Consider the following 12,439-nt stretch of genomic DNA (forward strand, 5'->3'; position numbering starts at 1 on the left):
TGCCCCATCTCCAAGGGGTACACCATGAATGTAACTGAATATATGGCCCAGCTGGGTCAGCAGGCGCGGGTTGCTTCCCGTGCTATTGCAAAAGCCGATACCGGCCTTAAAAACCGTGCTTTACTGGCGATGGCTGATGCGATTGATGCGTCCCGTGATGCGCTGGTTGAGGCCAATGCCAAAGATCTGGCGCAGGGCGAGGCGAATGGTCTCGACGCTGCGATGCTGGATCGTCTGCAGCTTAAGTCCAGTCAGATCGATACCATGATCGAGGGTTTACGGCAGGTTGCCGCTTTGCCAGATCCCACCGGCGCGATTACGGATATGAATTATCTGCCCAGCGGTATTCAGGTCGGTAAAATGCGGGTACCGCTTGGTGTCATCGGTATTATCTATGAGTCACGTCCGAATGTGACGGTAGAAGCGGCCAGCCTGTGTCTGAAATCCGGCAATGCCACCATTCTGCGTGGCGGTTCTGAAGCGATTCACAGTAATGCGGCGGTTGCCGAATGCATTAAAGCAGGCCTGAAGGAAGTTGGCTTGCCTGAGCATGCGGTGCAGGTGGTGGAAACCACTGATCGTGCTGCGGTGGGTGAGCTGATTACCATGCCTGAGTATGTGGATGTGATTGTACCGCGGGGCGGCAAAGGCCTGATTGAACGGGTCAGCCGTGACGCCAAGGTGACTGTTATCAAACATCTTGATGGTATCTGCCATGTGTATATTGATGACGAAGCGGATCATGCTAAGGCAGTGAATGTTGCGCTGAATGCGAAAACTCACCGCTACGGTACCTGTAACACCATGGAAACCCTGCTGGTGCATGAGTCCCGCACTGAAGTGCTTCAGGAACTGGCAGAACGTTACCGGGCAGCAGGTGTTGAACTGCGTGGCTGCGAACGGACTCTTGAGGTGCTGCCGTTTGCCACTGCCGCGACGGAAGAGGACTGGGCGACCGAGTATCTCGCACCTGTCCTTGCGATTAAGCTGGTGGCGGATATGGATGAAGCGATTGCCCATATCAACCGTTACGGTTCACACCATACGGATGCCATCATTACTGAGAACTACACCAAGTCCCGCAGCTTCCTGCGTGAGGTGGATTCAAGCTCAGTGATGGTGAACGCGTCCACCCGCTTTGCTGACGGTTTTGAATACGGTCTGGGTGCTGAGATTGGCATTTCTACCGATAAGATTCATGCCCGTGGCCCGGTGGGGCTGGATGGTCTGACATCCCAGAAGTATGTGGTGCTGGGTGACGGCCATATTCGTCAGTGAGCAACACTGTTAAGCCTGCTGTCTGTGCGTTTATGGGTGGGACTTTTGACCCCATCCATAATGGCCATCTGCGTACGGCGCTGGAAATCCGTGACTGGCTGAATGCTGATCAGGTCGCACTGATGCCGTCAAAAGTGCCGGTGCACCGTCAGCAGCCGGGGGCCGGGTCTGAACAGCGTCTGGCAATGGTTGAACAGGCGGTGGCAGCGGAGCCCGGTTTATATGCTGATGCCCGGGAAGTGTCATCGGAAAAACCTTCATACACAGTACTGACCCTTGAATCCCTGCGCGCTGAGCTGGGGGCAGATGTGCCAGTGTGTATGATACTGGGAATGGATGCTTACCTGTCGCTGCCGGGCTGGGACCGCTGGCAGGAGCTGATCCGGCTGGCCCATATTGTGGTTGTTAAGCGGCCTGGCTGGGTATATCAGCCCGGTGAGCAGATGAAGGCGTTTACCCGGGTACATGAAGTCACGGATAAACAGAAAATTTTAACTGAGCCGGCGGGGCATGTGATTTTTCATGAGCTGACGCCGCTGGCCATTTCTGCCACACAGATACGCACGCTGGTGAGCGAGGGGCATTCTCCCCGTTATCTGCTCCCGGACAGCGTCTGGCAGTATATCCAACAACAGCAGCTGTATGGCTGTAAATCAAAGTAAGGTAAAGATTAACCAATGGAATTAGATCAGATGATCAATGTTATACATGATGCCCTTGAAGATATGAAAGCGAAGGACATCGTTGAGCTGGACGTCAGCGAGAAGTCGACGGTCACTGACCGTATGATCATTGCCAGCGGTACCTCTAAGCGCCACGTGCAGTCAATTGGCCAGCACGTTCTGGAGCAGGTAAAAGCCAGCGGTATGCTGCCAATGGGTATCGAAGGTCAGGACACCGGTGAGTGGGTGCTGGTGGATCTGGGCGATGCGATTGTGCACGTGATGATGCCGGATGCGAGAAGTTTTTACGATCTTGAGAAACTCTGGGGCTTCGACGAAGTCGATACTAAGAGCTGATGTGTTTTCAGTGTCTTTAACCCGCACGGAGTACAGACCGCTGCTATGAAGATTCGCCTGATTGCGGTTGGCACCAAGATGCCGAAATGGGTGACCGAAGGTTGCCAGGAATATCTGAAACGTTTGCCGGCTGAGTTTGCGATGGAGATCATTGAGATTCAGTCTGGCCACCGGGGTAAGGGGGCAGATATTGCCCGTGCCAAACGCCAGGAAGGTGAAGCCATGCTGGCGGCAATCGGAAAGGGTGACCGGGTGGTTGCGCTTGAGGTTGGCGGCAAAAACTGGAGCACCGAACAGCTGGCAGAACAGGCAGAGGACTGGCAGATGTCTGGCCAGAACGTCAGCTTGCTGGTGGGCGGCCCGGACGGGCTGGCGCCGGAATGCCTGGCGCAGGCCGATCAGAAATGGTCTTTGTCAGGGCTGACATTACCGCACCCGCTGGTGCGTATATTGCTGGCAGAACAGATTTACCGGGCCTGGAGCATTATCCAGGGGCATCCATATCACAAATAGTGACACAACCGCCGGCCACAGGGTGGCCGGACGGTTTAACGCTGACGACATTACTGTATACACATGGCCGTACTTGAAAGCCTGAAGGATCACACAAAAGAAGGAAATACCTTCCTGTCCCGGGCGCTGATCGCCTTTGTGATCGTCTGCATCCTGCTTGGGGTGCTGATCGGCCGACTCTATTATCTGCAGGTGGTGGAATATGACCATCAGGCAGCCCTTTCCGATGATAACCGTATCCAGTTGCAGCCGGTGGCACCCACACGTGGGCTGATCTATGACCGTAACGGGATTCTGCTGGCGGATAACCGCCCCAGCTACAGCGTTACCATCATGAAAGAGGAAGTGGAGGATCTTGAAACGGTCCTCACTGAGTTGCAAAAGCTGATTCCGGTCACGGAACGGCAGCTGAAAACCTTCCGTAAACGTCTTAAGCAGCGCCGCCGCCCGTATGAAACCGTGCCGTTACGTTTCCGGCTGACCCCTGAAGAAATCGCCAAAATCGGTGTGAATTATTACCGTTTGCCCGGCGTGCAGGTGGAAGCGGATCTGATCCGCTACTATCCCTACGGGGCCAGTCTGGTGCATGCGCTGGGCTATGTGGGACGGATCAACGAGAAAGAACTGAAACGGGTAGATCCGACCAATTACAGCGCGACGCACTATATCGGCAAGCTGGGCATTGAGAAGTTTTACGAGCCATTACTGCACGGCACCGTTGGTCACCACAAGGTGGAAACCAATGCCCGCGGCCGGGTAATGCGGGTGCTGGAACGCACGGATCCGGTTCCGGGGAAAGACATTGTGCTTAACCTGGATATCCGTTTACAGCAGGCAACGGAGAAGCTGCTGGGTGAGCGCCGGGCGTCTGTGGTGGCGATTGATCCGCAAACCGGCGGCATTCTGGCACTGGTCAGTACGCCGGGGTATGACCCGAATATGTTTGTCACCGGGATCAGCCAGAAGAACTACACCGCGCTGCGTGAATCTGAAGATCTGCCACTGTTTAACCGCGCCTTGCGGGGCCAGTATCCGCCGGGCTCTACCATTAAACCTGTGGTGGCGATGAGTGTGATCGACAGCGGCGTTGTCAGCCCGGCCCATACGGTCTGGGACCCGGGTTTCATGACCCTGAGCAAGGGCGGACGGCGTTACCGTGACTGGAAACGGGGCGGCCATGGCCGGGTCGGGCTGAGCATGGCGCTGTATCAGTCATGTGACGTCTGGTTCTACGATGTGGCGAACCGGGCCGGCGTGGACGTGATGTCCGGCTATCTGGATAAGTTTGGCTTCGGGCAGGTGACCAGCCTTGATTTACCGGAGGCCCTGCCGGGAATCTTACCGTCCCGTGAATGGAAAAAACGTACCGGCCGGGGCTCTTGGTTCCCGGGGGATTCGCTTAATCTGAGTATCGGGCAGGGCTGGATGCTGGCGACACCGCTGCAGCTGGCGGCCTCTGCAATGGTGCTGGCAAACCGGGGTGAATGGAAGCAGCCGACCATGCTGAAGAACATCATTACCAAAGATAAAGGCATGCAGATCAGGCAGGATACGGACGGCCGTCTGGTGACTGTCAGCAGTCAGTCGGTGCAGCCGGGGCAACCGCTTGAAGAGAGTGTGATCAGTATTCCGAGTAAAGGTAAAAAAATGCCTGATGTGAAGCTGAACACGCCGGCTTACTGGAATGACATTATCGACGGCATGGTTGCGGTGGTACACGGCGAGCGGGGTACGGCCCGCCGTATCGGTACCGGCATTGATTTTCAGATTGCCGGTAAAACCGGTACCGCTCAGGTTGTCGGGATTAAACAGGATGAAACCTACGACGCCGAAAAACTGGCTGAGCGGCACCGTGACCATGCGCTGTTTGTTGCATTTGCGCCGGTGGACGACCCGAAAATTGCCGTGGCGGTGATTGTTGAAAACGGCGGAGGTGGTTCCAGTACTGCAGCACCGGTTGCCCGGGAAGTCATGGATGCGTTTTTTGAGTTTGAACAGAATGATCTGATTGCTGCGCAGGCGGCAGCGGCAGAGAAAGCGGCTTTACCGGCAACTCGGCCGGCTGACCGGATAACCGCAGCGGAGGCCCTGTAATGCGTGATTTTGAACGCACGATGCCAGAGGCGCAGCCGCATCTGGCCCGCCGTCGGGGGCTCTGGTCCTACACCCATCTGGACGCCTGGCTGTTAGTCCTGCTGCTGATGCTGTGCAGTTACGGATTACTGATTCTCTACAGTGCTTCCGGTGGGGATATGGACTACGTGACCCGGCAGGGTATCCGGCTCGGTGCTGGCTTTGCTGTGATGGTCCTTCTGGCACAGTTCCGGCCACGTTTCTTTGCGCACTGGGCGCCTATACTGTACGTACTGGGCATTGCCCTGCTGGTCGGTGTTCTGCTGTTTGGTGTCGGGGCAAAAGGTGCCCAGCGCTGGATAGCCTTGCCGGGTTTTCGTTTTCAGCCCTCTGAAATTATGAAGCTGGTGCTGCCCCTGATGGTGGCGGGTTACCTTGCCAAGCGGGCGTTACCGCCAAGCTTTAAGCACATATTCATCTCGCTGGGCCTAGTGTTTGTGCCGGTGGTGATGATCATGAAACAGCCGGACCTGGGGACATCGTTGCTGATTGCTGCATCCGGTATTTTTGTTCTCCTGCTGTCCGGTATTTACTGGCGGTATATCTTCGGTGCGCTGGCGGTTGCGGCAGCGGGTCTGCCCGGCTTATGGATGGTGATGAAGGATTACCAGAAACAGCGGGTACTGACGTTTCTTGATCCGGAAAGCGATCCTCTGGGGGCCGGCTGGAATATTATCCAGTCCAAGGCGGCCATCGGTTCCGGGGGCATTTCCGGTAAGGGCTGGTTTCAGGGAACCCAGTCACAGTTAGACTTCCTGCCTGAGAGCCATACCGACTTTATTATCGCGGTACTGGCAGAAGAGCAGGGCATGGTCGGTGTGCTGATACTCTTATCGCTGTATGTAATGATCATTGCCCGGGGGCTGATAATTGCCGTGCAGGCGCAGGACAGCTTTGGCCGTCTGGTTGCTGGCAGTGTCACCCTGACATTTTTTGTCTACGTGTTTGTGAATATAGGCATGGTGAGCGGCCTGCTTCCCGTTGTGGGGGTACCGTTACCGCTGGTGAGCTATGGTGGAACATCCATCGTAACGCTGATGGCCGGTTTCGGCTTGCTGATGTCTGTTCACACCCACCGGCAGATGATCAAACGCTAATAATTATACAGCCGGGAAGTGTCTTCCTCCCGGCAGATGCACACAGTTAAAGGGTATCAGGGTGAAACGGAATATATTACGCGCCTGTACAGGCATAGGGGTTAGCTGCTTACTGGCAGTGTCAGGCACTTCAGTAGCCAAAACGGCTGAGAATTATACACAGCGGCCGGAAGCGCAGGCCCTGATCAGTGAACTGGTTGAACAGGGGTTTTCCAAAGCGGAACTGGAACAGGTGCTGGATCAGGCTAAAAAGCAGAAGAGCATTCTTAAAGCGATGTCCCGTCCGGCGGAAAAACGCCTGACCTGGGGGGAATACCGCAAGCTCTTCCTGACCAAAAAACGTATCAGCCAGGGGCTGAAATTCTGGCAGGAAAACCGCCAGACGTTGCAAAAAGCTGAGCAGCAGTTTGGCGTACCGGCCGAAATCATTGTTGCGATCATCGGCATTGAAACCAGTTATGGCCGGATTACCGGTAACTACCGGGTGGTCGATGCGCTGGCTACGTTAGGCTTTGATTATCCCCGCCGGGCGGCTTTTTTCCGGGAGCAACTTAAAGAATATTTCCTGCTGACCCGGGCGGAAGGTGTTGATCCGTTATCCCTGAAAGGCTCTTATGCCGGTGCGATGGGGCTGGGTCAGTTTATTCCCAGCAGTTTTAACAGCTATGCGATCGATTTTGATGGCGACAACAAAAAGGACATCTGGAATAATCCTACAGATGCCATCGGCAGTGTGGCCAATTATTTTGCCGAACATGGCTGGAAAAATGGCGGCACGGTACGGATTAAAGCCATTGCGCCGGCAACTGCCGAGCAGGACTGGTTTAACGACGGTTTAAAGCCCAAGCTGAATATGGCGCAGTGGCGTGCCAGAGATTTCAGCAGTGCTGCGGAACTTGATGATGCTGAAATGGTCAGTCTAATGCGGCTTGAAAAGGACGGTAAGTATCAGGACTGGTTCGGGCTACATAATTTTTATGTAATAACCCGTTATAACCACAGCCGTCTGTATGCTTCGGCGGTGTTTGAGTTAAGTGCTGCGCTGAAGGCTAAGCGATAAGTTTAATTGCAACGGAAGAAGGCAAATACATGTTCAGAGCATTATTCGGTGGCATTTTGCTTATGCTGCTTGCAGGCTGTTCTTACCTGCCGGGCAGCGGTGGCAGTGACGGCGGTGGCCGTTACTCGATCAAACAGGACCGGCCGCCGGATGAAACCGATGTGGATGTGTCTAAAATTCCGAATGCTGTTCCTCGGGTAGAACCGAAAAGCCGTGGTGGCAACAAAAGCCGTTACGAAGTCTTTGGTAAAACCTATTATGTACTGCCTTCATCAGCAGGATATAAAGAACGGGGCATTGCTTCCTGGTACGGTAAAAAATTCCATGGTCATAAAACCTCAAATGGTGAGATTTATGACATGTTTGCCATGACGGCTGCCCATAAGTCATTACCTTTGCCGACCTATGTTCAGGTCACAAACCTGAAGAACAACCGTAAGATTATTGTGCGGGTGAATGACCGCGGGCCGTTCCATGAAGGGCGGATTATTGATCTTTCCTTTGTCGCAGCCAAAAAACTCGATATGCTGGGTGGCGGTGTTAGCCGGGTTGAAGTTGAAGCCATTGATCCGCGTACCTGGCAGAGTTCACGGGCGGTAGTGGCCGCGGGTCAGCCGGTGCAATCTCAGCAGGTAGGTAAAAAACGCTATCTGCAGGTGGGCGCGTTCAGCCTGCTGAGCAGTGCCGAACAGGCCACCCGGGAACTGAACGGGCTGTTTGGTAACATGCCGGTACGCATTGTGCCGCTGGCCAAAGGTGATCTGACCCTGTACCGGGTTCAGCTGGGCCCGGTGGATTCCGGTGCTAACCTGGCTGAAATTGTTTCCAAGGTAGAAGCTGCGGGCTATGCCCAGCCGCATCTGGTGGATTGAGTAGCAACACAGGCTGCATGATATGCAGCGAAGAAAAGACAACGATAAAGATAATGATGATTTCCAGACTGTTTAAACCGTTTCTATTGCTGTTTATCGCCATTGTGGCTGCGCCGTTGCAAGCCGCAACACTGGTGCCGGCACCACCTCAGATTGCTGCCCGTGCGTATATCGTGATGGATGCGGACACCGGTAAGGTGATACTGGCGTCCCGTGAAGATGAACGTTTCCCGCCTGCCAGCCTGACCAAGATGATGACCAGCTACATCGTCGAAGACGAGCTGACCAAGGGCAATATCAGCAAAACCGATCTGGTCCCTGTTTCTGTAAAAGCATGGCGTTCGCAGGGCTCGCGGATGTTTATCCAGGAAGGTACTCAGGTACTGCTCAGTGATCTGCTTAAAGGCATTATCATTCAATCGGGTAACGACGCCAGTGTCGCGGTAGCAGAATACATTGCCGGCAGTGAAGCGGCATTTGCTGACCTGATGAATCAGCACGCTGATTTGCTGGGGATGAGCAACAGTCAGTTTATGAACGCGACAGGCTTACCGGCAGATGACCATTATTCATCTGCCCGTGATATGGCGATTCTGGCCCGCGCGATCATTAAGGATTTCCCGGAGCATTATGGTATCTACTCCGAAAAGTACTTTACCTACAACAAAATCCGCCAGCCGAACCGTAACAAGTTGCTGTGGCGGGATAACAGCGTTGACGGTTTAAAGACCGGCCATACGGAAGCCGCTGGCTATTGTCTGGTAGCGTCTGCCAAGCGTGACGGTATGCGGCTTATTTCCGTCGTGATGGGGACGACAAGTGAAGAAGCCCGCGCCCAGGAAAGCCAGAAGTTGCTGGCTTATGCCTTCCGTTATTTCCGTACCCATCAGCTGTATAAAGAAGGTGAGCGGTTACAAACCACGCAAGTGTGGGGCGGTAAGGTTGATCAGGTTGCGTTAGGGCCGGCGGCTGATCTTGCCGTCACTGTCGCGCGGGGTAAGAGTGATCAGCTGCAGGCAACGCTGGATCTGGACAATGTAATCGAAGCACCATTGAGCAAAGGTGATGTTTTCGGCAAGGTTCAGGTGAAGCTGGGTGATGAGCTGGTAGCAGAGGTACCGGTTGTCGCGCTGCAGGATGTTGAAGAAGCCGGTTTACTGAAGCGTATTTGGGATAAAATTGCTCTGTTCTTCTACAATCTGATCAATTAATCCCTGACGGATATCAGTCTGATACAAAACGCCCGTGCTGATTTCAGCACGGGCGTTTATGTTTGGGGCGAAGGGCATTAAAATAGCCGCCATGGATATAGTGCATCTGAACGGGCAGTTGCTGCCCGCGGACCAGGCCCAGATCTCGGTGTTCGACCGCGGATTTCTGTTTGGCGACAGTATTTACGAAGTCATCCCTTTTTATCAGAGTAAGGGGTTTCGGCTGGAGGAACATATCCGGCGGCTGGAACACAGCCTGCGGGCTATTCAGATCCGTACAGACGTGGACTGGAGCAGCCTGTTAGACGCGCTGGTTGCTGCCAATGGTGGCGGTAATCTGTCAGTGTATCTGCAGGTTAGCCGTGGCGCGACGGAAGGGCGCAGCCATCAGTATGATGCCGACCTGACCCCGACAATATTCGCTTGCTGTAAACCCATTAATGATATTTATGCGGATGGCCCTGATTCCGTTCAGGGAATTGCTGCTATCGTGACTGCAGACCTGCGCTGGCACCGCTGTGATATTAAGGCGACCGGTTTACTGCCGAATATACTGGTGTTACAGCAAGCGCGGCAGGCCGATGCAGCAGAAGCTATCCTGATACGTGACGGCGTGCTGACAGAAGGTGCTTCCAGTAATCTTTTTATGGTGGAGAACGGGGTGCTGTATACACCGAAATCCAGTTCAGAGATTCTTGGCGGGGTGACCCGCGAACTGATTCTTCAGCTTGCTGATGAACAGGGGATACCCTGTCAGCAGGTTGATATTGAATATTCCCGCCTGCTGGCCGCCGATGAAGTGTGGATCAGCAGTTCAACCCGGGCGATTGTGCCGGTACTGAGTGTCGATGGACACACCATCGGCGATGGCAACAAGGGCCGCCTCTGGCAACAGATGTTTGAGCGTTTTATTCAGTTGCAACATCAGATGATGCATGGCTGAAAGTAACAGATTTATAACGAGAGACCTGACAATGAGTGAACAAGAAGCTCCCAAGATAGAATTCCCCTGCGCCGACTACCCGGTTAAAATTCTGGGTCGCAGTGCGCCGGACTATAAAGAGTTTGTACTGGACGTGGTACGTAAATATGACCCGGCGCTGGACGTTTCTAAAGTGGTTGAGCAGCCGAGCAAGAAGGGCAATTTCACGGCGATCCGTATTAAAATGACGGCAGCAAGCGCCGAAGCTCTGGAAGCCATGCATAAAGAATTTATGGCCAGTGGCCGTGTTCAGATGGTGATGTAAGGCATGGCTGAAACAACGGTTGCAGAGGCTGAGCAGCAGGACGCTTCGCCGCAGGCACTGATGATTCGGGAGCTGGGTCAGCAGGAGTATATGACCACCTGGCAAGCCATGCAGGATTTTACTGCCGGCAGAACAGCAGCAACTGTCGATGAAGTCTGGTTGCTGGAGCACAGTCCTGTTTACACCCAGGGGCATGCCGGTAAAGCAGAACACGTGCTGAACCCGGGAGATATCCCCGTGATTCCGGTTGACCGGGGTGGCCAGGTCACCTATCACGGTCCGGGTCAACTGGTGGTATACATGCTGCTGAATATCCGCCGGAAAAAATTCGGCGTCCGTGAGCTGGTCGCCCGGATGGAAGCGAGTGTCATTGAGTTGCTGGCACAACGTGGCATTGAAGCCTATGCCCGTAAAGATGCTCCCGGTGTTTATGTGGGTGATGCCAAAATTGCTGCACTGGGATTAAGAGTGCGCCGGGGCTGCTCGTTTCACGGGCTGGCATTCAACATTGATATGGACCTGGCACCTTTTGACCGGATAAACCCCTGCGGGTACGCCGGCATGGCTGTGACCAGTCTGGCCCGGTTACAGCCGGTTGCAGACCCGGCCGCTGTGCACCGTGAATTTCTTGATATTTTACTGGCGAAGCTGGACTACCAGCAGCTTAGCCATGCTACAACGATAAACTGAAGTGGATATATTGGCATGACCGAACAGAGCAGCAAGCCGCAGCGCGCGCAAGCCGGAGTAAAGTTACGGGGTGCTGAGAAAGTTGCCCGCATTCCGGTGAAAATTATTCCCACCGAGCGGGACAAGATACTGCGTAAGCCGGAATGGCTGCGTATTAAGCTGGGTTCGACACCCAAGGTGCAGGGCATCAAGGACAAGCTTCGCAAGCACAAACTGGCATCGGTATGCGAAGAAGCAAGTTGCCCGAATCTTGGGGAATGTTTCAGCCACGGCACGGCAACCTTCATGATCATGGGGGACATCTGTACCCGCCGCTGTCCGTTCTGTGATGTTGCCCATGGCCGTCCGAAAGCCTTGCCGGAGAATGAGCCGCAGGAACTGGCTGAAGCCATTGCCGATATGGGCCTGCGTTATGTGGTTATTACGTCTGTAGACCGTGATGACCTGCGCGACGGCGGTGCCGAACACTTTGTAAAGTGCATTCAGGAAACCCGTAAAAGCAGCCCCAATATTCAGGTAGAAACCCTGGTACCGGATTTCCGTGGCCGGATGGATGTTGCCCTGGATATTCTGAAAGACACTCCCCCGGATGTATTCAACCATAACCTGGAAACCGTGCCGCGTCTGTACCGTCAGGTACGCCCGGGGGCAGATTACGCCTGGTCATTAAAACTGTTACAGCGTTTTAAAGCCGCCCGGCCGGAAGTGCGTACTAAGTCCGGTCTGATGGTGGGGCTGGGTGAGACCAAAGAAGAAATTCTTGAAGTGCTGAAAGATCTGCGCGCCCATGATGTGGATATGCTGACCATTGGTCAGTATCTGCAGCCAAGCCGTAACCACCTGCCGGTTGACCGCTATGTGACACCGGAAGAGTTTGACGACTATGCCGCGGAAGCCAAAGCCCTGGGCTTCAGCCATGTTGCCAGTGGTCCGCTGGTGCGTTCGTCTTATCATGCGGATCTTCAGGCGAAAGGCGAAAGCGTTTCCTGATTCCGCTGCTTTCATAAGCATATAAATGCCGGCAATGTTTTAGCCGGCATTTTTGTATCAGCAGCCTATCCATTTTGTTTCGGTTCTGTCAGCGGAGAGGCTGACTTTGAGCAGTTATACACAGAATCATTAGACAACCCTGTTAATAACCTTGTGGTAACTCGTCTGCGGCCCATCACTGCGCTTATCCACCGGGATGCTTAAATTTCAGTCATATTTCTGATCCTGGAATTTTTTCTCTTCTTTCGATAATTCAGGCGCTTAACCGTGATTATTAGTTATCTCATGAGACTGTGATCTCAATGCGGAGTGTCTAGCTTCAATTGTGC

Annotated in this window: 13 protein-coding genes; all 13 read left to right on the plus strand. The window is 54.0% G+C overall.

From position 1 onward, the window contains the following. Positions 1 to 24 precede the first annotated feature (24 nt). The 13 genes from PCI15_RS04600 (at position 25) to lipA (ending at position 12,110) form a co-directional block, all read left to right on the plus strand. Positions 25 to 1,278 (plus strand): glutamate-5-semialdehyde dehydrogenase, encoded by a 1,254-nt coding sequence (locus PCI15_RS04600; RefSeq protein WP_271273185.1) that lies wholly within the window; start codon positions 25 to 27, stop codon positions 1,276 to 1,278. Next, positions 1,275 to 1,940 carry a nicotinate-nucleotide adenylyltransferase gene (gene nadD / locus PCI15_RS04605; protein WP_271273186.1) on the plus strand — a complete coding sequence of 222 codons (666 nt, stop codon included), beginning with the start codon at positions 1,275 to 1,277 and terminating at the stop codon, positions 1,938 to 1,940. The genes PCI15_RS04600 and nadD overlap by 4 nt, the downstream gene beginning before the upstream one ends. A 15-nt stretch (positions 1,941 to 1,955) precedes the next feature. Next, positions 1,956 to 2,297, plus strand: a complete 342-nt coding sequence (gene rsfS, locus PCI15_RS04610; RefSeq protein WP_271273187.1) for a ribosome silencing factor — start codon at positions 1,956 to 1,958, stop codon at positions 2,295 to 2,297. 45 nt (positions 2,298 to 2,342) lie between these two features. After that, entirely contained in the window at positions 2,343 to 2,810 is a 468-nt protein-coding gene (gene rlmH, locus PCI15_RS04615) for a 23S rRNA (pseudouridine(1915)-N(3))-methyltransferase RlmH (RefSeq protein ID WP_271273188.1), read from the plus strand. A 63-nt stretch (positions 2,811 to 2,873) separates the two neighbouring features. Beyond that, positions 2,874 to 4,904, plus strand: a complete 2,031-nt coding sequence (gene mrdA, locus PCI15_RS04620; RefSeq protein WP_271273189.1) for a penicillin-binding protein 2 — start codon at positions 2,874 to 2,876, stop codon at positions 4,902 to 4,904. Continuing rightward, a complete protein-coding gene (gene rodA / locus PCI15_RS04625) occupies positions 4,904 to 6,040 on the plus strand; it encodes a rod shape-determining protein RodA (protein ID WP_271273190.1) in 1,137 nt (378 codons plus the stop codon). The genes mrdA and rodA overlap by 1 nt, the downstream gene beginning before the upstream one ends. A 61-nt stretch (positions 6,041 to 6,101) precedes the next feature. Then, complete coding sequence (gene mltB, locus PCI15_RS04630; protein WP_271273191.1) at positions 6,102 to 7,100, plus strand: lytic murein transglycosylase B; 999 nt, start codon at positions 6,102 to 6,104, stop codon at positions 7,098 to 7,100. Between the two features lie 29 nt (positions 7,101 to 7,129). Continuing rightward, positions 7,130 to 7,972, plus strand: coding sequence for a septal ring lytic transglycosylase RlpA family protein (locus PCI15_RS04635; protein ID WP_271273192.1), 843 nt, complete (start codon positions 7,130 to 7,132; stop codon positions 7,970 to 7,972). A 53-nt stretch (positions 7,973 to 8,025) separates the two neighbouring features. Further along, the gene (locus tag PCI15_RS04640; protein ID WP_271273193.1) at positions 8,026 to 9,183 is read left to right on the plus strand and encodes a D-alanyl-D-alanine carboxypeptidase family protein; all 1,158 of its coding nucleotides are present in this window, start codon (positions 8,026 to 8,028) and stop codon (positions 9,181 to 9,183) included. Positions 9,184 to 9,241: 58 nt separating this feature from the next. Next, complete coding sequence (locus tag PCI15_RS04645) at positions 9,242 to 10,126, plus strand: aminotransferase class IV (protein ID WP_271273194.1); 885 nt, start codon at positions 9,242 to 9,244, stop codon at positions 10,124 to 10,126. Positions 10,127 to 10,157: 31 nt separating this feature from the next. Next, positions 10,158 to 10,430 (plus strand): YbeD family protein, encoded by a 273-nt coding sequence (locus PCI15_RS04650; RefSeq protein ID WP_271273195.1) that lies wholly within the window; start codon positions 10,158 to 10,160, stop codon positions 10,428 to 10,430. 3 nt (positions 10,431 to 10,433) lie between these two features. Further along, complete coding sequence (gene lipB / locus PCI15_RS04655) at positions 10,434 to 11,120, plus strand: lipoyl(octanoyl) transferase LipB (RefSeq protein WP_271273196.1); 687 nt, start codon at positions 10,434 to 10,436, stop codon at positions 11,118 to 11,120. Between the two features lie 15 nt (positions 11,121 to 11,135). Beyond that, on the plus strand, positions 11,136 to 12,110 hold the full coding sequence (gene lipA, locus PCI15_RS04660; RefSeq protein ID WP_271273197.1) for a lipoyl synthase: 975 nt from the start codon (positions 11,136 to 11,138) through the stop codon (positions 12,108 to 12,110). Positions 12,111 to 12,439: the final 329 nt, after the last annotated feature.

The sequence above is a fragment of the Aliamphritea hakodatensis genome (assembly GCF_024347195.1).
In the GTDB taxonomy this organism is placed as follows: Bacteria; Pseudomonadota; Gammaproteobacteria; order Pseudomonadales; family Balneatricaceae; genus Amphritea; species Amphritea hakodatensis.